The sequence below is a fragment of the Gemmatimonas sp. genome (assembly GCF_041689975.1).
Lineage (GTDB): Bacteria > Gemmatimonadota > Gemmatimonadetes > Gemmatimonadales > Gemmatimonadaceae > Gemmatimonas.
Genome location: NZ_JBDNFF010000338.1, coordinates 1 through 20,499, shown reverse-complemented (window position 1 = coordinate 20,499; position 20,499 = coordinate 1). Strand labels below are relative to the sequence as shown.

Annotated in this window: 19 protein-coding genes; 4 read left to right on the top strand and 15 right to left on the bottom strand. The window is 64.8% G+C overall.

Translation table 11 applies throughout. The features are described 5' to 3' along the window. Nucleotides 1–54: 54 nt before the first annotated feature. A complete protein-coding gene (locus ACESNG_RS20000; protein WP_373065374.1) occupies nucleotides 55–1,053 on the top strand; it encodes a 3'-5' exoribonuclease YhaM family protein in 999 nt (332 codons plus the stop codon). Nucleotides 1,054–1,527: 474 nt separating this feature from the next. Here ACESNG_RS20000 and ACESNG_RS19995 read toward each other — a convergent pair whose 3' ends face one another. The 13 genes from ACESNG_RS19995 to argC all read right to left on the bottom strand — a co-directional run bounded on the left by ACESNG_RS19995 (nucleotide 1,528) and on the right by argC (nucleotide 15,441). Then, nucleotides 1,528–1,806: an oxidative damage protection protein gene (locus ACESNG_RS19995; protein WP_373065372.1), complete on the bottom strand. Its 279-nt coding sequence runs from the start codon at nucleotides 1,804–1,806 to the stop codon at nucleotides 1,528–1,530. A gap of 56 nt (nucleotides 1,807–1,862) precedes the next feature. Next, nucleotides 1,863–3,269 (bottom strand): NAD(P)(+) transhydrogenase (Re/Si-specific) subunit beta, encoded by a 1,407-nt coding sequence (locus ACESNG_RS19990; protein WP_373065384.1) that lies wholly within the window; start codon nucleotides 3,267–3,269, stop codon nucleotides 1,863–1,865. Continuing rightward, nucleotides 3,269–3,589, bottom strand: a complete 321-nt coding sequence (locus tag ACESNG_RS19985) for an NAD(P) transhydrogenase subunit alpha (protein ID WP_373065370.1) — start codon at nucleotides 3,587–3,589, stop codon at nucleotides 3,269–3,271. Before ACESNG_RS19985 ends, ACESNG_RS19990 begins: the two co-directional genes overlap by 1 nt. After that, nucleotides 3,586–4,692, bottom strand: coding sequence for a Re/Si-specific NAD(P)(+) transhydrogenase subunit alpha (locus tag ACESNG_RS19980; RefSeq protein ID WP_373065368.1), 1,107 nt, complete (start codon nucleotides 4,690–4,692; stop codon nucleotides 3,586–3,588). Before ACESNG_RS19980 ends, ACESNG_RS19985 begins: the two co-directional genes overlap by 4 nt. 186 nt (nucleotides 4,693–4,878) lie before the next feature. Next, a complete protein-coding gene (locus tag ACESNG_RS19975) occupies nucleotides 4,879–5,805 on the bottom strand; it encodes an alpha/beta hydrolase (RefSeq protein WP_373065366.1) in 927 nt (308 codons plus the stop codon). A gap of 25 nt (nucleotides 5,806–5,830) precedes the next feature. Beyond that, a complete protein-coding gene (gene moeB, locus ACESNG_RS19970; protein ID WP_373065364.1) occupies nucleotides 5,831–6,919 on the bottom strand; it encodes a molybdopterin-synthase adenylyltransferase MoeB in 1,089 nt (362 codons plus the stop codon). A gap of 10 nt (nucleotides 6,920–6,929) precedes the next feature. After that, entirely contained in the window at nucleotides 6,930–9,095 is a 2,166-nt protein-coding gene (locus ACESNG_RS19965; RefSeq protein WP_373065362.1) for a M20/M25/M40 family metallo-hydrolase, read from the bottom strand. Nucleotides 9,096–9,122: 27 nt separating this feature from the next. Then, nucleotides 9,123–9,710: a hypothetical protein gene (locus ACESNG_RS19960; protein ID WP_373065360.1), complete on the bottom strand. Its 588-nt coding sequence runs from the start codon at nucleotides 9,708–9,710 to the stop codon at nucleotides 9,123–9,125. Between the two features lie 11 nt (nucleotides 9,711–9,721). Continuing rightward, nucleotides 9,722–11,317 (bottom strand): alkaline phosphatase family protein, encoded by a 1,596-nt coding sequence (locus tag ACESNG_RS19955; RefSeq protein ID WP_373065358.1) that lies wholly within the window; start codon nucleotides 11,315–11,317, stop codon nucleotides 9,722–9,724. A 273-nt stretch (nucleotides 11,318–11,590) separates the two neighbouring features. Then, nucleotides 11,591–12,241: an FMN-binding negative transcriptional regulator gene (locus ACESNG_RS19950; RefSeq protein WP_373070542.1), complete on the bottom strand. Its 651-nt coding sequence runs from the start codon at nucleotides 12,239–12,241 to the stop codon at nucleotides 11,591–11,593. Between the two features lie 6 nt (nucleotides 12,242–12,247). Further along, nucleotides 12,248–13,468, bottom strand: coding sequence for an aspartate aminotransferase family protein (locus ACESNG_RS19945; protein WP_373065355.1), 1,221 nt, complete (start codon nucleotides 13,466–13,468; stop codon nucleotides 12,248–12,250). A gap of 6 nt (nucleotides 13,469–13,474) precedes the next feature. After that, nucleotides 13,475–14,257, bottom strand: coding sequence for an acetylglutamate kinase (argB, locus tag ACESNG_RS19940; RefSeq protein ID WP_373065353.1), 783 nt, complete (start codon nucleotides 14,255–14,257; stop codon nucleotides 13,475–13,477). 155 nt (nucleotides 14,258–14,412) lie between these two features. Continuing rightward, a complete protein-coding gene (gene argC, locus ACESNG_RS19935; RefSeq protein ID WP_373065351.1) occupies nucleotides 14,413–15,441 on the bottom strand; it encodes an N-acetyl-gamma-glutamyl-phosphate reductase in 1,029 nt (342 codons plus the stop codon). Nucleotides 15,442–15,589: 148 nt separating this feature from the next. Here argC and argR point away from each other — a divergent pair, with 148 nt between their 5' ends. From argR to ACESNG_RS19920, 3 genes are read left to right on the top strand one after another with little or no spacing between them, the layout of a single operon-like run. Then, nucleotides 15,590–16,051, top strand: coding sequence for an arginine repressor (gene argR / locus ACESNG_RS19930; protein WP_373070540.1), 462 nt, complete (start codon nucleotides 15,590–15,592; stop codon nucleotides 16,049–16,051). A 53-nt stretch (nucleotides 16,052–16,104) separates the two neighbouring features. Next, entirely contained in the window at nucleotides 16,105–17,532 is a 1,428-nt protein-coding gene (gene argH, locus ACESNG_RS19925) for an argininosuccinate lyase (protein ID WP_373065347.1), read from the top strand. Further along, nucleotides 17,513–18,208 carry an HAD family hydrolase gene (locus ACESNG_RS19920; protein ID WP_373065344.1) on the top strand — a complete coding sequence of 232 codons (696 nt, stop codon included), beginning with the start codon at nucleotides 17,513–17,515 and terminating at the stop codon, nucleotides 18,206–18,208. The genes argH and ACESNG_RS19920 overlap by 20 nt, the downstream gene beginning before the upstream one ends. Nucleotides 18,209–18,434: 226 nt before the next feature. Here the strand turns inward: ACESNG_RS19920 and ACESNG_RS19915 are convergent, their stop codons facing one another. After that, nucleotides 18,435–19,751, bottom strand: coding sequence for an FAD-dependent oxidoreductase (locus ACESNG_RS19915; RefSeq protein ID WP_373065342.1), 1,317 nt, complete (start codon nucleotides 19,749–19,751; stop codon nucleotides 18,435–18,437). 104 nt (nucleotides 19,752–19,855) lie between these two features. Then, nucleotides 19,856–20,383, bottom strand: a complete 528-nt coding sequence (locus ACESNG_RS19910) for an outer membrane beta-barrel protein (RefSeq protein ID WP_373070538.1) — start codon at nucleotides 20,381–20,383, stop codon at nucleotides 19,856–19,858. Nucleotides 20,384–20,499: the final 116 nt, after the last annotated feature.

Genomic DNA, 20,499 nt, shown 5'->3' with positions numbered 1-20,499 from the left:
CGCAAGGGTGCCAGCTCACCTTCCCTACGTCAGACCGGTCCACGAGTTTTCGGCATGTCGAGATTTGATCTTCGTACCGCCGCCGTGGGCGACCGGGTACAGCATGAGTTCCTCGTGCGCGATCGCGCCGAGAAGATGACCAAGGCCGGGATGCCGTTTGTGGTGCTCACCCTAGCCAATGGCTCGGGAAGCATCGACACGGCGCCCATCTGGTCCGAGAAGCTGGATTGGTGCCTGGGTGCCGACCGTGGCAAGGTCGTGCAGGTGATCGGCGACATTGGCACCTTCGGCGACAAGGGTGCAGGCAAGCGCCAGCTCACCGTCACGGCGCCGCTGCGGGTGTTGCCGTCGGAGCAATTCGACCCCACGGAGTTTCTCCCGCGAATCGACGTCGAGACGGAACGGGTGTGGGACGCCTTCGACGATTTACGCGCCAAGATCAGTTCGCCCACGGTGAAGGCGGCGGTCGACCTCTTTTTCGCCGACGACGAGTTCCGTGTGCGCTTCGAGCGCACCCCGGGCGCGGTGAACGGGCACCATTCGCAGCTCGGCGGGCTGCTGCTGCACGTGTTCGAGGTCACGAAGATCGCCAAGACGATCGCCACGACGGTGCGAAAGGCGAACGCCGACCTGGCGGTGGCCGGCGCGATGCTGCATGACATTGGCAAGGTCGAGGCCTACTCCACCTCTCCCGAGGGTTTTGCGCATACGCCCACGGGCATGCTACTGGGCCATGTCACGCTGGGCGCGCTGATGTTCGACCGCAAGCTTCGCGACTCGACCTTGGCCCTGTCGGTCGCCCAGCGCGACGAGCTGTTGCACTTCATCCTCTCGCACCACGGCGCGCTCGAGTTCGGCAGTCCGGTGCAGCCGATGACGGTAGAAGCGGAGATCGTTCATTGGGCCGACGAGGCGTCGGCCAAGGCCACGGATATGGTCGACGAGCTGGCCGACCCGGAGCTGTTTCCACCCGGCTCCGACATCGAAGTGTCGGCCAAGCGGTCATGGCGACTGGGCCGCAAGCTCTGGCGTCGGCCGGCACCCTGGGAATAGCCACAGGCTTCTCAAGGGATCGGTCCGATCGATGCGTTCCGAATGAAAAACCGCCATTATACAACTAGACGGTTATTATCGGAAATGATTTTTAGGTATCGGTAGTGCCGATTTTCGCAAGGGTGTTTTACCTTTTCCTTGTCGGCCGCTGGAACATGGCCGGCGCACTTTGCGCGAGGAGGCGGGATGCGTAAGCCACGACCGAACACGTACAACCCAGCGCAGGCGCTGCATTTGATTGCGGCCGACCGTACTGGACTTCCCCTCAGCTGTCCGTCCTGCGAGGGTCACATCGAACGTGATCCCGTATCGCATCCACCGGCCCAGAATTCTCACGTCACCTTGACGTGCGCCAGCTGCGGCCGACTCGCCCGCTACATCGCCGGCGTAAACTGATCGTCACAGTATTCCTGTGAAAACGCCCCGCTCCGGACACATCCGGGCGGGGCGTTTCGTGTATACGACCTCAGGCACTCACCAGCTGACCGTGCCCTGCTTGGTGGTGTCGACGTCTTCGGCATCACCTTTCTTGAAGAGGAAGGCATCCATGTTACGCGTCAGGTACGTGCGCGCCTGGGGGTCCATCACGTTCAAGCCATAGTGATTGATCAGCATGGTCTGCTGCTTCAGCCACTGCGCCCAGCAATCCTTGCAAATCTCGCCCAGGATTCGGGTGCCGACAGCCCCGGGGAACGGCGCACGTTCGAAACCCTCGCGGGTCTGGCCACATCGCGAGCAGGGTACATCAGCCATACGTTGACTCCGAAACGCGTACGTGGACACCTTCGCGAACTTGACAGATCCGAAAGCTACAGCTGTTTCACCTCGCTCACCAGCTTCGAGAGGCTCGCCTTCGCATCGCCGAACAGCATGCTGGTCTTCTCGTCGAAGAACAGCTCGTTCTCGATCCCCGCGAAGCCCGTGTTCATCGAGCGCTTGAGCACGATGACCGACTTCGCCTCGCTCACGCGGAGGATCGGCATGCCGTAAATCGGACTGCCAGGATCCGTCTTCGCGGCCGGATTCACGACGTCGTTGGCACCGATCACGATCGCCACGTCGCACTCGGCGAACTGATCATTGATCTCCTCCATGTCGTACATGCGATCATACGGCACGTTCGCCTCCGCCAGGAGCACGTTCATGTGGCCAGGCATGCGACCGGCCACCGGATGAATCGCATACTTTACCTCGCCACCCTTCTTCTCGATCAGCTCGGCCAGTTCACGTACCTGATGCTGAGCCTGCGCGACCGCCATGCCGTAGCCCGGGACAACGATCACCTTGCCGGCATAGCCCAGCAGCACCGCCGCGTCCTCGGCCTTGATGCTCTTCGCCACCATCCCGTCCGCCGTCTTTTTGCTGGCCACCCCACCACCCGAACCGAAGGCGCCGAAGAGCACGTTGGCGAACGATCGATTCATCGCCTTCGACATGATCATCGAGAGGATGAACCCCGACGCGCCGTCGAGCGCGCCGGCGATGATCAGCACGTTGTTCCCGATCGCGAAGCCGGTCGCCGAGGCGGCGAGACCCGCGTACGCATTCAGCAGCGACACCACCACCGGCATGTCCGCGCCACCGATCGGCAACACCAGCATGAAGCCGATCACAAATGCAATGGTGACCATGCTGTAGAACGCCACGACATTACTGGGCTCATACATCAGCCAGCCGAAGCACCCGCTCGCCGCCACAAACAGCAGGCCGTTCAACAGATTCTGCCCTTTGAAGGTGATCGGGCGGCCGGTGATGAACTCCTGCAGTTTGCCGAACGCCATGAAACTGCCCGATACCGTGAGGGCGCCGAACATCACCTCGAATCCGATCGCCGCCATCTTGAAGCGCGTATCCGCCACACTCGGATTGGTCGGGTGCTCGCCCTGATACATGTGGTAGAACTCACCGACACCGACCAGCGTGGCGGCCAGTGCGCCGAACATGTGTGAGAACGCGATGCGCTGCGGCATCGCCGTCATGGGCACGAATTTGCCGAGTGGATATCCCACCACGGTGCCGATGATCAGACCCGTCACGATCCACGTGTACGTCAGGATCTCCTGATGCAGCATCGTCCCGATGATGGCGAGCAGCATGCCGAGTGCTGCCAGCTGCATGCCGCGACGTGCATCATCGGGCTTGGTGAGACTGCGCAGCCCGAGAATGAACAGCACCGATGCCGCCAGATACGTGAGCTGCACGATCGTTTCCTGCATCACGCGCCCCCATCCGGCTTCGTCACAGGCTGCTTCTTGTCGCCACGCTTGAACATGTTGAGCATGCGATCGGTGATGATGAAGCCACCAACCACATTCGTCATCGCACACGCAACAGCGATCACCCCCAGAATGGTCGGCAGTTTTCCGTACTGACCGCCGGCCAGTACGATGCTGCCCACCAGCGAAATACCGGAGATCGCGTTCGTCGCGGCCATCAGGGGCGTGTGCAGCAGCGGCGGTACGCGCGAGATCATGAGAAATCCGACGAAGCCCGCGAGAATAAAGATGTAGAGCTGCATAAATCCGGTCGTGTTCATGGGCGCACCTGTCCTTCGTGGGTAAGCGTCATCGCGCCGGTGATCTCGTCGTTCAGATCCACCACGAGCGCGCCATCCTTCGTAAGGTGCTGCAACAGCGTGAGCACGTTGCGGCTGTACATCTGACTCGCGTGTGTCGGCATGGTCGCCGGCAGATTCGCCGCACCCACCACCATGACGCCGTTCACCTCTACGGTCTCGCCAAGCTGGGTGAGTTCACAGTTTCCGCCCGTTTCCGCGGCGAGATCGATGATCACCGATCCCGCGCGCATGCTGTGCACCATCTCGGCGGTGATCAGTCGCGGCGCCGCACGCCCTGGAATTGCGGCGGTGGAGATCACCAGGTCCTGATCCTTGATATGCCTCGCGATCGTGGCCAGCGTTTGCGCCGCCTCGTCGATGCTCTGTGCCTTGGCATAACCACCCGTGCCCTCAGCGGCAGCGCTCACCACGTCGGATTGCACGAACGTCGCGCCCAGTGATTTCACCTGTTCCGCAGCCGCCGCGCGCACATCGAATCCGCTGGTCACTGCGCCAAGTCGGCGCGCCGTGGCCAGCGCCTGCAGACCGGCCACACCGGCGCCGATCACGAACGCTTTGGCGGGCGTGATCGAACCGGCCGCCGTTGTGAGCATGGGGAGGAAGCGCGGCAGCATCGATGCGCCGATCAGCACCGCCTTGTAGCCCGCCACCGTCGCCTGCGACGAGAGCACGTCCATGCTCTGCGCCCGCGTGATGCGCGGAACCAGCTCCAGCGCAAGCACCGACACTTTTCGCGCCGTCAATGCCGCGACGATCGGTCCAGCCGAAGCCGGTGCCATCATCGCGATCAACGTCGCGCCTTCGGGGATCAACGCCACTTCATCGGCATTCGGGCGTTGCACGCGGCACACCACCTGTGCGCCAACGTGAGCCGACCCGGCATCGCCGGCAATCGTCGCGCCGGCCGCGACGTAACTCGCGTCGTCGTGGTAGGCGGCCGTACCGGCGCCCGACTGGACCACGACCTCATGTCCGGCCTTCACCAACTTCGCAGCGCTGTCGGGGACCAGCGCCACACGACGTTCACGAGGCGCCGTTTCGGCGACTACGCAGATGCGCATGGTGTTCGAGTGTTGAGGGGATCGGAGACCGCGCCAACACGAGGGCAGTCCGTTTCGGCAGGCAGACTCCTGACTGGGACGAATCCTGTGTATGGCGGACCGGTTCCCGCAACACACGACGACAGACCGTTCGGCGACTCCACGCCACTCCTTGCCCTGGTCGGCACCGAAAGCCGGTGGACGTGATCAGATCAGGTACGCGTCCAACCAGTCGGCGGTCAGCGATGCGACCTCGTCCCGACAAAAGTCGGCCGAGATGATGTGCCCGCACCCGGTGAGCCACCGTAGGCGCTTGTCAGTGCTGCCGAGCGCAGTAAAGTGCGCCTCGGCGTCGTGCGCGGAGATGCGATTGTCCTCTCGCGACTGCAGGTACAGCGTCGGTACGCACACCTGTGACAGCACCGCTTCGGCATCCTCGGCCACTCGACGCAGCTCCGTGAGCGTTCGCGCGGTGACGATGCCGGGGCCGAGGCTCTCGGCGCGGGCCACCGGATCGTGAATTGAGGATTCACCACCCACACTGCTCAGATACGGCAGCGCCACACGGGCGATCCAGGCCCCGAACACTCGCCACTGCAAGTAGCGCGGCATACCGATGTACGGCGCCAACAGGACCAGCGCGGGAAGCCCCGGTCGTTCGGTGGCCAACAGCAGCGCCAACGCACCGCCCATGCTCTGACCGACCACCATGACGCTGTCGTATTCGCGCTCGAGTGCATCGTATTCGGCGAGTACCGCCTCGTGCCAGCGGGCGGCGCGCGACTCGTTCGCCATGGTCGCGAGACGGGTCCCGTGTCCGGGCAGCAGCGGGGCGCGCACCGTATAGCCGCGCGCCTGCAGCTGCGTGCCCAGATAGGTCATCGACTGTGCGGTGTCGTTGAAGCCATGCAGCAGTAGCACCGCGCACCTTGAAACACCGTCGTGTTGGCGGGCGGACCATGTGAAACCCGCCGCGCCGTGCACGATGCCCTGCGCATCAAAGCGGAAACGACGGGCATGCGCGCTTTCGAACCGGATGCGCACAGCGGCGCGCCAATAATGGTTCGCGACCGCACCACCGACCGCGACCAGGGCAGCGCCGAGCCCAAGCGCGTTGGCGAACACACTCGACATCGCGGGAATGACCCGGCGCAAGACGTCAGTAGCGCGGCAACGACGGATCGACGTCCATACTCCACGCGTCGATCCCGCCATCGATGTTGATAAGGCGCGAGAACCCGTGCTGCATCAACCAATTGGCGGCCATGTCACTGCGCATACCGTGATGACAGAGCAGCGCGTACGAACGTGACGGGTCCAGATCGTTCGCCCGGGACGCCAGCGTGCTGAGCGGAATGAGCGTGCTGAGCGGCAGGTGCACCAGATCGTATTCCCACTGTTCGCGCACATCGATGATGGTGGTCGCGTCGTCACCGGCGAGCAGCGAGGCAACGTCGGCTGGATTGAGATGCTGAATCGACATGGAGGAGAATGAGGGAGTGCGCACGTCGCCGCAGGCGGGACAGTCCCGACGCGTGGCGACGGCGATGCGTTGCGAATCCTGCGCCAACAGATCTATCAGCATCAGCTGGCCCACCAGTGGCGTGCCGATCGCAGCCAGCAGCTTGATCGCTTCCGTGGCTTGATGCAACCCGATGATACCGGGCACGACGCCCAGCACACCTTCTTCAGCACACGTAGGCACCGTGCCCGGCGCTGGCATCACGGGGAACAGGCAGCGATAGCAGGGGCCGCCCGGCGCCGCGAACACGCTGACTTGCCCGTCGAATCGCGCCACACTGCCGTACACGAAAGGAATGCCGTGCGCGAGGCAGGCGTCGTTGATCGCGTAGCGCGCCGGAAAATTGTCCGTGGCATCGATCACGACATGGTGCCCGGCCACCAATGATGCGGCGTTCGCCGCCGTGAGACGCGTGTCATGCGTCTGCACCACCACCTGCGGATTGATCGCCTGCAGACGTTCACGAGCCACATCGAGCTTGGTCCGCCCCACGTCGGGCGTGGTGTACAGCAGTTGCCGATGCAAGTTGGTGACATCAACGACATCGGTATCGACCAACGAGATCGTGCCGACGCCCGCCGCCGCGAGATAGCTCGCCGCCGGTGAACCGAGACCGCCGGCACCAACGATTACTACGCGCCCGTTCGCCAACCGTTCCTGCGCGGCTGGGCCGAAACCCTTCAGCACCAGCTGCCGCGCGTAGCGCGGATCGGTGAGATCGTACATAGCCGAACGATCAGCGCTTCGGGGGGGCTGACAGCGCCGCGCGCGCGGCGTCCACCGCATCGGCCGCCGCGCCGAAGCGCGCAGCCAAGTCGTTTATCTCGGCCACCGTCTCCGCCTGCGTGCCGTAGCGGATGGACTCGTTGATGCCAGGAAAACTCATGGTAGAGTACCCGTTGTCCACATCCGACGCGTAAATCAGCGAGCGATACCATGGACGGCTCTTGAGACCGCTCGGACGCGTCAGCGCGCGCTCAACGCGCAACAGGGCGCTGTTGGCCGTCAGCTGCGCCGCCGGAGCGCTCGCGGCCGCCAGAGACCCCGCCAGCGCCGCGTCGCGGACCGTCGCGAACGCGGTCGCGCTCCTCTCGAGACGGACGATGGCAGCGGACAGTGGCGCGACGGCTCCCGCATTCCACCCCTTCTGTGTGAGCCCACGCTCCACCGGTGCGACATAGCGCGTCATCGTGCGCGCGAACTCGGCGTAGTCGTACGGCAACACCGGGGCATTCGCGAGACGTAGCAGAGTGGCCGCGCCGATACGGGCGGCGGTGGCATGATACTGGAAGCCCGGATCGCCGAAGCGCTCCATCCAGCTGAAGGTATCGTACGCCGAGTGGTAGATGCCCGACGGACCACCAAAGCCCCAGTCGGCCATCGGAATCCCGAAGTGATTGTAGAAGCCGGCAAAGTCGCTGCCGCCACCCGGATCTCCCATCGGCGGCTCCAGCGTGTCGGCGCGGGTACCCGTCCGCGTGCCCGTCGCCGCGCGCCACGTCTCGTACACGGTGCCGCGACCACGCGGATCCTGCACCTGCCTGGTGACGTCGCGCAGCAACGCGCGCATGGAAGGCGAGCCGCCGCCGCCGAACTGTGAACCCTGCGCCGACACGTCCTGATTGAGGTAAGCGACCGCGCCCGCTTTAAGCCGCAGTGAGTCATCTTCCACGTACTCCGTGCTGCCGACCAGTCCCCACTCTTCCGCGTCCCACGTGGCGAACACGATGGTCCGCTTGGGACGGTCGCCGCGCTTCGCCAGGTCGGCAAGCGACTGCGCCGCCTCCAGCACGCTCACGGTGCCGGACACATTATCGCCCGCACCGGGGCCCCAGGCGTCGCGATGCGCGCCGATGTACACGTATTCGTTCGGGTACTGACTACCGCGTAGATACCCGAGGGTGTTGTAGATCTTCTTCGTACCGGCCGTCGCCGCGTCGGTCGTGACCTCCACACGCACACGCACCGGTCCGGGTCCCACGTGATAGCGCAGCGCCAGGCCACCCTGCCAGTTTCGCGGGATATCGGTCCCGCGGACCTGCGCCAGCAGCGCCTCCGCATTGGCGGCACTGATCGGCACGACGGGCACCTTCGATAACGACGTGTCTTCGGGCTTGAGACGCGGAGCGCCGGGCTTACTGGCGTAGCCGGGAGTGAGCGGGTCTCCCGTGCCGTTGAACACACTGCCGCGCTGCAATCCGCGCAACGGACGCATCGGGCCTTCCGGATAGACATCGCCCTGCGCGAAACCGTCGTCGAGTGGGTCGGTGTAGATGAGCACCGCCACCGCGCCGCGCTTCTCCGCTTCACGAGACTTGATCCCGCGGAAGCTCCGCCCGTAACGAGCCAACACCACTTTGCCCTTCACCGAGACACCCATCGAGTCGAGCGTCGCGTAGTCCTCGATCAGGCCGAAGTTCACGAACACCAACTCGCCTTCGCCCACACCCGCACCGCTGTAGCCATTCACCGGGAGATACTGTGGCAGCATCGTGGCCGGGTCACCTGGAATATCAGGCTCCTGCACGTCGAGCACGGCGGTGTCACGCCCCAGGCGCGTGATCTTCACACCGGTCGCGTGCGGCAGGTATACGTCGTACGTCCGCAGCTCCGTCTCCAGCCCCATCGCCTTCATTTGCGCGATGACGTAATCGGCCGTGCGCTTCTGGGCCGCTGTGCCCGCCACGTGCGGTTCTTTCGACAACGCCGCAGAATGCGTCCGCGCCCGCGTCGCCTGCGGCCCTTGAATGGCATCCTGCTCGAGCCGACGCTGTGTGACAGCGGCACTCGGCGAATACCCCGGCATCGTGGTGGGACTCTGTGCTGAGAGCGGCGGCGACAGCGGCGGCGCGAGCGCGAGGGCACTGGTCATCGCCAGTGCCGTAGTGCGAGAAACGGACACGACATGAACTCCGGTGGAATGAAAGAACTAGCCCGCTTCGTACTCTTCGGCGGCGCGCAGCAGTGCCTGCTGCAGCAAGGCTTCGCGGTCCCCGTCATCGGGAAGGGCCGTACTGAGGGCGGCGAACTGGCGCTGCATTTCGTCTTCGATCTGCCGCGCCGTGGGCGACTGGATCCCGAGCACAGCCAGCGAGATCGCGGAAAGGTCGCGCAGCTGACGCAGCGTTTCCTCGTCGAGCGCCTCGAGCGACGGCGGCACCGGCTTCGCGACCACCCGTTCCCGACGGCGCTTCGGTGTTTCGAACAACGCGCGTACCGGCGCGAACTCCACCACGAACGACCCCGGCGTGTGCTCGCCATATCCGGTGATCACATTCCGGCGCCGCAGCGAGGGCAGCAACTTCACGATCGCTTCGCGCACCGGCGAGTAGCCGTCCACACTGTTGTTGCCGCGCCCCGTGATCACCAGCGCCTCGTCGGCACCGAGCACTTGCTGCTGCCGAAGCCAGGAGTCGGCGAGCGTGCTCGCCTGCGAGGCCGTCGGCTGCATCGCGCGCAGGTTCAACGTACGCGACGCGCCGAAACGCAGCTCATCGAAGGCGCGGTGAATGCTCATGGCGGTCAAAGCTACGGCCGGCGCAGCGCTTCAGTGAGTACGCGTCCGTCCACTTTCTCCGTGGGCGGGATGCCAAGCATTTCGGCCAGCGTCGGCGCGATGTCCACCGAGTACACCGGCTTGGTGTACCGACCCGGCTTCACCATGGGCCCCATGAGCAGGATCGGGATGCGCGCATCGAGCTCGTGGGGGGAACCGTGCGTCGCGTAGCGCGTGGTGTACCAGTAGTAGCCCGGCTTGAACGTCACCGTGAGCTCGGCCTGAAAGTCGGCTGGAATCGAGTGCAGCCAGCGCCGCGCAATCACGTCACCCTTGGCGGCCGCAGCAGCCAGCGTGGACACGCGATCCACGCGCAGCATGCCGGGCAGCTCCAGCAGCCGACCACGTAACGCCGTGACCACCGAGTCGGCATTCACGCCCTTCGCCGCCAGACGGCGGCGATCGAGGGACACGATCCCCGCCTGCAACAGCAGCGCATCGCCTTCCACGCCCCGCGCCGCCAGCGCGCTACGGGCGGCATCGATGAGCGGCTGCGGATTCACGCGACCGCGGTTGGGATCGGCGCCGGGAAACGCGACCTCGGGAAGCGGCGACACGCCATGGTCGGAGCTCAGCGCAAACACGATGCGCGTGGAGTCGCGCAGCTTATACAGCGAATCGATCAGTCGACCGAGCATACGATCCACCCGCAGCACCTGATCGTGCAGCTCACGCGAATCGGGGCCGAATCGGTGACCGATACCATCGGTGGTGGACAGCGATACCGCAAGCACGTCGGTCGTCGGGCCCTTGCCAAGGTCGAGTGCGTTGACGCCGGCCAGCGCCATGTCCACCGTGACCTCATCCATCCAAGGGAACTCGGTGAAGAGCGACCCGGCGGCTCGCGCGTCGGCAGTGAGCGTGTGCGGGAAGACGTAGTCTTTGCCTTGGCTCTCGATGGCGACGGAATCCTTCTCGGGATACTGCGACGCCGGAAGCAGCGTGTTCCACTCGGCCCCGAGGTACGGCTTCAGAAAATCACGCGCATTGAACTGCTGCACCCACGTCGGCAGCGTGTCGGCATAGTACCGGCTGGTCGTAAAGCGACCGTCGCCCGAATACCAGTACACCGACTGCTTGGCCCGTCCGAGCGGCAGGATCGCGCCGCGGTCTTTGCGCGCCACCGAGAGCGCCCGACTGAACTGATCACCCGTACGGATCCAGTCGAACAAGGCCGAACCGCGGAAGCGATAGGGCGACGCGCCACCGCCGCGTCCGAGCAGCAGCGGCGATTGGGGATCGGGCACGCCGATCTCGTTCAACACCACGCCGGTATGCGACGGGTGGCGCCCTGACCAGAGAGTGGCATGTCCCGGGGCGGTCTCGGTCGTCGCGTGATCGTGCGTCGCGTTCCGGAAGAATGCACCCTGCTTCAACAGACGGGCGAAACCTCCAATGAACTGCGACGACCACTTGTCGAGGTAGTCGGGACGCAGCTGGTCGACGGTGATCAGTACGACGAGCGTGGGCGGTGCGGCCTGAGCGGCAACCCGCGAGACAGCGGGAGCCACACACAGCATCGACGCGGCAATCGCGGATGCACGAAGAGTCGATCTGGTAACGAGCATACTGGAAAGTACGCGCTATACTCGCTGCACGCTGCTGCACCGGACCCGGCATCCGCACCACCGGCGGCCCTGTCCGGCCTCGAGCACGTCGCCGGATCGACGCGCCAGGACAGGGGCAACACCGCCGGTGAACGAACCACGCGAGATCGGTGCGCTTCGCGGATGACGACACGCGAACGCACCGCGTGAATCTCCCGCACCGTTCACGGAGGCACGTGAAGGCGACGGCAATATTGTGCATCCGGTGTGAATGCACTAGGGGCCGCGCAAATATTATCGCGGAGGCGTATTCGGCCGTACGCGTTCGCGCATCGCGTTGGCCACGGCATGATCGTCGGCCGACAGAGAGGAATCGAGTCCCGAGATCACGCCGTGTACGTCGGTGTCACTCCGATTCTGACTCAGCTTGAACTTCCCTTCGAGCGACGTGATCTCGATCTCGACGACGGCACGGGCGAGCGGCTCGAGAAACTCCAGCGGTGCGTCGTGCATCGCCCACGGATGCGACTGCGACGCCTCGTGCCGGTCGGTGAGGCGGTCGAGATGCGCCATCAGGAAATCACGATCGTCGATGAAGCGCAGTACGCCGGTGGCATGCATCGCGATGTAGTTCCAGGTCGGTACGACCTTGCCGTGCTCCTGCTTCGCCGGGTACCACGACGGCGTGACGTACGCCTCGGGACCACTGAAGATCACGAGCGCGGACTCGCCGCTCGCCGCCAAGGCGTGATGGGGATTGGCCCGCGCCACATGACCCTGCAGAACGCCGAACACGCCACGCCCTCGGTCCAGCAGCAGGGGCAAGTGCGTGGCGTACAATCCGTGCTCGCTCGACGCCGTCACCAGCGCGCCGAGGGGATGGCGCTCGATGAACTCGTGAAGAACGTCGCGATCCGACTCGGCGAATGAACGGGGGATGTACACGACGACTCAGGACTGGATCACTGATTCCAGGATCGCGAGCCCGTCGGAAAGTTCGGCCTTCGTGATCACCAGCGGCGGGAGGAAGCGCAACGTGTGCTCGCCGGCGCTGACCAGCAGTAGTCCTTTCTCGAACGCGCGTCCGATGATCGCCGCCGCCGGCTCATGCATGTCCATGCCCCACATGAGACCCTTGCCGCGAATGGCGCGCACCTGGCCGGTGCGGTCGGCGATGCCTTGCAGCTGCTCGCCGAACCACGCGCCGGTCTCCCGCACATGCTGCAGCATGGCTGGATCGGACAAGCGCTGCACGACATGATGTGCCACGTGCGCCAGCAGCGGACCGCCGCCGAACGTGGTGCCATGATCACCGGGCTGCATCACGCGCGCGACGGCATCGTTCACCAGGATCGCACCGATCGGCAGGCCGTTGGCCAGTGGCTTCGCGATGGTGAGCATGTCGGGTACGATACCGATCTGCTCATACGCGAAGAACGAGCCGGTACGCCCCAGTCCACACTGAATCTCGTCGAGAATCAGCAGCACATTCCGCTCACGCGTGAGCTCGCGGAGCCCGCGCAGGAATTCCGGATCGAGCACCCGTACGCCACCTTCGCCCTGAATCGGCTCGACGATAACCGCTGCCGCTTTCCGTGGATCGAGCACGGCGCGGAGCTCCTCGAGTTCCCGCTCCACTATCGTCACGCCACCCATCAGCGGACGGAACGGCAGACGATACGCCGGACGGTCGGTGGCCGCCAACGTGCCGGGCATGCGGCCATGGAACGCACCGCGCACCGCGATGATATGGTGCTTGGCGTCGTGCCCGGTGCTCTTCCCCCAGCGACGCGCGAACTTGAACGCGCCTTCGTTGGCCTCGGCCCCCGAGTTGGCGAAGAACACGCTGCTGGCGAACGAATGATCCACGAACCACTGCGCCAACGCCTCACCCGGCGCCGTGCGATACAGGTTCGACGTGTGAATGAGCCCCGTGGCCATCACTTCCTGCAACGCGTTCATCACGCCCGGATCGTTGTGCCCAAGCGACGTGACGGCGATACCGGCCACGAGGTCGAGGTACCGCTTGCCATGCTCGTCGAACAGGTAGACGCCGTCTCCTCGCACGAACAGCGGCGCCTGTCGCTTGTACGTTCCCAGAATGGCGGGCAACGCCGAAGCCTGCGCCGCAGCGGTGGTGGTCGGGGCGGGCGCGAGCATCGTCGAAGTCATGGGCAGCTACCTGGAAGAGACGGCATCCGTTGCGTCCACGCGCGCAACAATCGCGGTTCCCGCCTCGGGAACAGTGAGTGCGGCGAGATCGCCGATCCGCACTCGGTATACACCACCGGCCAGCGCCTGCGCGCAGGCATCGAGCTTGGCGGCCATACCGCCTCCTGCCACACCACTGGTGACCAGCACCTGCGCCTCATCGAGCGTAAGGCGCGCCACGAGAGCTTTGCTGCCGTCGAGCACGCCGGGCACGTCAGCCATCAGGAACAGTTCATCGGCGCCGAGCGCCGCCGCGATGGCCGCCGCTGCGTCGTCGCCGTTCACGTTGTACGCGCCAGCCCCGCTCTCCGCTCCACGCGCCGCCACCGGCGAGATCACCGGCAGAAATCCCGCCGCGAGCAGCGCGCGCACCAACCGCGGATCGACCACCGCCGGCGTGCCCGAATGCCCGAACGTAGCCACGTCGATCGGCGTCGCCCGCAGCAGCGCCGCATCCTCACCGGAAATACCGACCGCCGGCGCACCCGCCGCGACCAACGCCGACACCATCTGCTTGTTGGCCAATCCCGACAGCACCATACGCACGAGTTCGAGCGCCATATCGGACGTCACGCGACGACCACCCACGAACACCGGCTCCTCACCACGCAGCCGCTGCAACGCGCTGATCTGATCGCCACCGCCATGCACGACTACCACGCCGCCGTCCGTCGCGCGCCACAGCGCAGCGAGCGCTGCAGGTAACGCAGGATCGTTTTGGGTGCGACCGCCGAGTTTGATGACAAACATCTGTTTATTGCGAAGAAGTAAGGGGTACGGAGTCGGGGGTAGGGAGTAGTGCGATACCTGCGAAGTACGGGGTGAGGAGTCGGGAGTAGGGAGTGGAAGGAGCGGAGTGCGGCCTGCTGTTCCCTACCCCATACTCCCGACTCCCTACTCCGCCGTTATCTCATGAGCCCAAGCGTCTCTTTCAACGCCAACATCAGATTTGCATTTTGAATCGCCTGTCCCGCGGCGCCTTTCACGAGGTTGTCGATCGCGCTGAACACCAGCAGCGTCGGCGTGCGCACCCCGGTCGGGATTCGGGCGCCGATGCGCACCACATTGCGGTGCTGCACGTCGGCCAGCGCGGGGAGATCGTCGGTGAATTCCACGAACGGCTCGTCGGCATACATGTCGCGAAACGGAGCGAGCGCGTCCTCGATCGAGCGCGAAAGCGGCACCGTGATGGTAGACAGAATCCCGCGTTCGACCGGCAGCAGGTGCGGCGTAAACAGCAGATCGCAATCGGCACCGAGGGCGGCCAGACTGGCGCGCATCTCGAACAGGTGGCGATGCGAATTCGCCACGCCGTAAGGGCGAAAATTCTCCGTCACCTCAGCGAAAAGCAGTTCCGGCTTGGGCGACGCACCGGCACCGCTCACGCCGCTGGCCGCGGAGATGTTCACCGTTGCCCCCGGCGCGATCAGCCCCGCTTTCGCCAAGGGCGCGAGCGCGACCAGAACGCTGGTCGCATAACACCCCGGATTGGCGACCACGCGCGCGCCATGCAGTGATGCACGAAAGAGTTCGGGCAAGCCATACGGCGCATCGTGCGGCACGCCCGCCGGCGCCGGCGCCGCCCCCCCGTGTCCCGGACGCAGATCGCTCGACAAGTCGACCACGCGCACCCCGGCGGCAATCACCTTCGCCACCCACTCAGCCGAAGCGCCATGCGGCAACGCCGCGAACACCAGATCGGCGCTTCCCAGATCGACCTCTTCGGGACCGACCATGGGAATGGCGTGTACCTGCCCGCCAGCCTTCACGCGCAGGGTGGTGCCGCGCTGCCCGTTGGCCGTGGCGAACGCGAGACGGAGGTTGGGATGGCCGAGGATCAGCGCGCACAGTTCACGCCCCGAGTACCCGCTCGCGCCGAGGACGCCGACGCGGTAGATGGGTTCAATAACGGTCGTGATTGGGAGTTGCGGCAAGTCCGGGAAAGTATGCACTATTAATGCATAATTTTGCATCGCCGTGCTGTCAATCGGCGGCATGTCACAGCTGCGTGAAAACGCGGCCCGTTGTTTCCTTCCGGTCGCGCATGCTTCGGCGCCGAACTGTTTCGCAGGAGTCCATCTCGTGTCCGACAAGCACCAGCGCCACCAAGCTATCCGCGAGATCGTCACCGCCGCGACCGTGGCCAGCCAGGACGATCTACGACGACAGCTTGCCAAGCGTGGATGGGACGTCACGCAGTCTACACTGTCCCGCGATCTGCGCGAACTACGCCTGGCCCGCATCCTCGACGCGCAGGGCCGCTCACGCTACGCCTTCCCCGACCACGGCGGTGACGACGAGGAGCGCGCGCAGCTCGAGCGCATGCTCCCGCAGCTCCTCACCGAAGTGGAAGGCGTGCAGGTCCTGGTGGTGGCCCGCACGATCAAGTCGGGAGCTCAGCCCGTGGCCGAAGCGCTCGATCAGCTCGAATGGCCCGACGTGGCCGGTACGATTGCCGGCGATGACACGGTACTCATTATCTGCCGCTCCACCGACGGGCGAGAGCGCGTGCTGAAGCGGTTGAGCGCGTATCTCCGCGCCTGATCATCTAGATTTCGCCGCGTCGTCATTTCTTTTAACTCTGTCGTGAGTATGCCGTGAGCACTTCCGAAGCCGGAACCCATAAGCTGTGGGGCGGTCGATTCGCCGGTGGCCCGTCGCCGCTCCTCGATGCGATCAATCGCTCTATCGGCACCGACTTTCGATTGTGGCCGCACGACGTGCGCCTCTCCAAGGCGTGGGCGCTCGCGCTCGGGGAAGCCGGTGTGCTCACGCGTGAAGAAAGCGACGCGCTGCAACAGGGGCTCGACCGCGTGGCCCAGCGGATCGCAAACGGCGCACGGCCGGTCGCGACCGACGAAGACATTCACACCATGATCGACCGACTCCTGCACGAAGAAGCGGGCGCAGTCGCGTCCAAGCTGCACACGGGACGTTCGCGGAACGACCAGGTGGCCACGGCATCGCGCCTCTGGAACATCGACGCCTGTCGACGCGTGGATGCCGCGATCGCCGAGCTGCAGCACTCGCTGCTGATGCAGGCCGAGACACTCACCGGTGCGGTGCTCCCGGCGTACACGCACTTGCAGCGCGCCCAGCCGGTGAGTGGCACACACTGGCTGCTCGCGCACTTCTGGCCGCTGTCGCGCGACCGCACGCGCTTCGCCAACGCCGAGCGCGGCACGTCGGTCATGCCGTTGGGTTCGGGCGCCATTGCCGGCTCCGCGTTCCCCGTATCGCGTGTGTTACTCAAGGAATCACTCGGCTTTCACTCCATCTCGGCCAACAGCATCGACGCCACCGGCGATCGCGATTTCGTGGCCGAAACGTTGTTCGCCTGCGCCATGACCGCGGCGCACTGCTCGCGACTGGCCGAGGACATGATTCTGTACGGCACGAGCGAGTTCGGCTTCGTGAAGTTCGGTGACGGCTTTTCCACCGGCAGCAGCATGATGCCACAGAAGCGCAACCCAGACGTGTTCGAACTGGCGCGTGGTTCGGGGGCGCGCGTGCTTGGCGATCTGGTGTCGATTCTCGGTACCATCAAGGGACTGCCCAGCGGCTACAGCAAGGATCTGCAAGACGACAAGCGCGCCCTGTTCAACGCGATCGACCTGCTCCTGCTGGTGTTGCCATCGATGGCCGGCGCGATTACCGAGTTGCGATTCGAGCGTGCACGCATGCGCGCGGCCTGCTCGAGCGCGATGATGGCCACCGACCTCGCCGATTATCTCGTGAAGAAGGGCGCCACCTTCCGCGAAGCGCACGGTGCCGTCGGCTCACTGGTGCGTCAGGCCGAAGAGGGCGGCATTGAGCTCGACACGCTGCCCATGGAAGCGTTCACGGCTGCCCACGCACTGTTCGGCGCCGATGCGCGCGACGCGCTCGGAGTGGATGCGTCGCTCGCCGCGCGCAATATCGATGGCGGCACCGGCCCCGCCGCGGTGCAACGCCAGCTCGAGCAGGCACGCGCAAGTCTGACGCCCGTTGACCCACCGCACGGCAATGAACTTGCGCTCCGCTGAGTTGCTCGGCCACGCCATCCTTGGCGCTATCGATGGCGTAATCTTCGACTGCGACGGCGTACTGGTAGACAGCGAACGCATTTCGAACGGCACGTGGGCCTTGTTGCTCACCGAGATCGGACTGCCCATGACGATGGAGCAATCGCTCGGCATTTTTATGGGCAATTCAATGCCGCGCTGCCTCGAGATCGTGACCGAAATGATGGGACACGCGCCGCCAATCGATTTGCTCTCTCGCTTCACGACCAACGTGACCGTGGCGCTGCAGCGCGACCTCGAACCCGTGAATGGTATCGTCGCACTGCTCGACACCCTCGATACCGCCGGCATGCGCTACGGCGTGGCGTCGAACGGTGAGCACGAAAAGATGCGCACCACCCTCGGTAAGACCGGACTGCTCGATCGCTTCGAAGGCAAGCGTTTTTCAGCGTTCGATGTCGGCAAGCCCAAGCCCGCGCCCGATCTCTTTCTGCACGCCGCACGCGCACTCGGCTTCGGTCCCGCGCGCACGGTGGTCGTGGAAGACAGCCCACTCGGCGTACAGGCCGCCACCGCCGCCGGCATGACGGTGATCGGGTACGCCGAGATCGTGTCGGCCGAACGGCTGCGAGCCGCCGGCGCCGTGGTCACGGTTGATCGGCTGGCGGATGTGGCGGGGCTGCTGGGCGTGGGCTGACACAGACGATTTACGAACATCAGAACAGGTGGTTCGCGCGAAGCTCGCGGAGAACGCGAAGAGACGCGAAGAGCAGCAAAATCTCAATCGGGAATACACGTCGATGAATCGCGACGATCAACCTCATTTAATGGGCTCTTCGTGCTTTCGTGTGGGTTTTTGAGACGGGAAAACGCTCTTGCGTGGTGGGTGGCCGGCGGGAAAGTTCGCGAAGGTCAACGAAGCGTCAGTGAGACTGCAGCACGGCCCGGGCAGCATCCTGTCCACCTCGCGCCGCACCTTCGAGTGAGCTGGAGTGCAGGACTTCACTGGCACGCCACAACCCTGGAATACCACACGCGATTGTGGGGCGGTGTTCCCGCCATCCCGGTGGCTGCGCGAACTGGGCGTAGGGCACCCGCCAGACCGCCACGCGCGTGAGCGCGGTGGCCTTGGCATCGGCGGCCGCATCGCCGGCGGCGCGGGCCATCGCCGCGAACTCACGACGCCCGGCCGATTCCAAATCCGCGTCCGACCGATCGGCCGCCTCACCCACAGCACTGGCCGCAATCAGCGACACGCCACGCGGCGCGTACTCGGGCGCGACATCAGTCACGGTCACGGCGTGACTGATCACCGCCGATGCATCGGCATTGAGCCAGAGCGCCCGTCCGGGGATCGGCGAGGCACCGCTCGTGGTGAAGTACAGCGTGGTGGTGCCGCGCGCACCGGATGGCGTGGCGATCTGCACACCGGCCGTGGCCGCGAGCCGTGCCGCAGCCGGCGCATCGGTCGCCATGATGACCTGCGCGGCGAGCATCACGTCGCCGCCGGCCAACACCACGCCATTCACGCGACCGTCATTCACGGTGAGCGATTGTACGCCCACACCGGTGCGTACCATGCCCGGCGGCAGTCGCGCGGCCAGTTGCTTCGTGAGCGCGCCCATTCCCGTGGCGGGTACTACGGTATCGCCTTCGGCCAGCATCTTGAACGTGAACAGCAGCACCGACGCGCTGGTGGCGAGTGTACGGTCCAGCAGAATGCCGCCGTAGAACGGCGCAAAAAATCCATCGATCACCGTCGCACTGAAGCCGCGCGAGGCGAGATACTCGCGCGTACTCACACCGGCGAAGCGCGCCGTGAAGCATTCGTCGACAGAGAGCTGCTGGGCGAAGCGGCGCAGGGCAAGCAGACGCAGCTTGTCACCCAGCGGGACGGCGCGCGCCATGACGGTGTCGATCAGCAGCGACGGATCGCTGAACGCATCGCCGATGAGCGAGACACGACCGCCTTGGACGATACGAGCCGCCGGTAGAAACTTGCGCGGCGCGAGGGCGTCGAGATCGAGATAGCTGCGTAGCGTTGGATACGCCGTAAACAGCACCTGAAAGCCGTGATCGAACACTAGGCCGTCGCGGGTCGTGCTTCGCACGCGCCCGCCCACCTCCGACTCAGCATCGAGCACGAGCACAGGGCGACCGGCACTATGGAGCTCGATCGCACACACGAGGCCGGCAACGCCGGCGCCGACAACGACAATGGGGGCAGTTTGATTTGTCATACACTCGAAAGGTGGCGGGACGGATCGCCCAACAGTATCCCCTGAAGCACAAAAGGCCCGGTATCCAAGCAGATACCGGGTCTTTTGCCACGCGCCGCCGAAGTCTAGAAGCGGATGCCGAACGTGATCGGGATGTAGCCCGTGCTGTTGTCGTCCGAGAACACGTTCACGTACTTCGCCTCGAGGAACGTCGAGAAGCCGGAAAGCTGGAAGTTGAGTCCGCCGCCGACCTGAATGCCGACGTTCGTGTCGCTATCCGAGCTGCTGGAGGACTTGCCATTAAACCCACCGAGCCCACCGAGCACGTACGGCTTCACGCCGCCGCTGGCGGAGAGGTCATAGAGTGCGTTGCCGACGAAGCCGAGGCTGCGGAAGTCGCCGTTGGTGTTGCCCTTGTACGAATAGCTGTCGAGGCTCACGTCTCCACGGAAGCGAAGAGACGTCATCGAGGCGGGCTTCAGAAATATGTGACCGGCGATGGTGTAGCCGGCGTCAACCGCATCGGACAAATCTCCGGTCGGAACGGACAGACCACCGCTCACACCGAAACCAACGGCGGACGATTGGGCGCTGACCATCGCGGGCGTCATCGCCAGGGCGGCAACGGTAGCGAACTTCGAAAAGCGATTCATCTTGATCTCCACAGAGTGTAGGGCAAGCCTGCGAAGCGGGACCTCGTGCTACTCCGGCAGCGCATTCACACCGGTCACGAAGTACTCCGTATCGCCAAAGCATGACGTCGGCACAT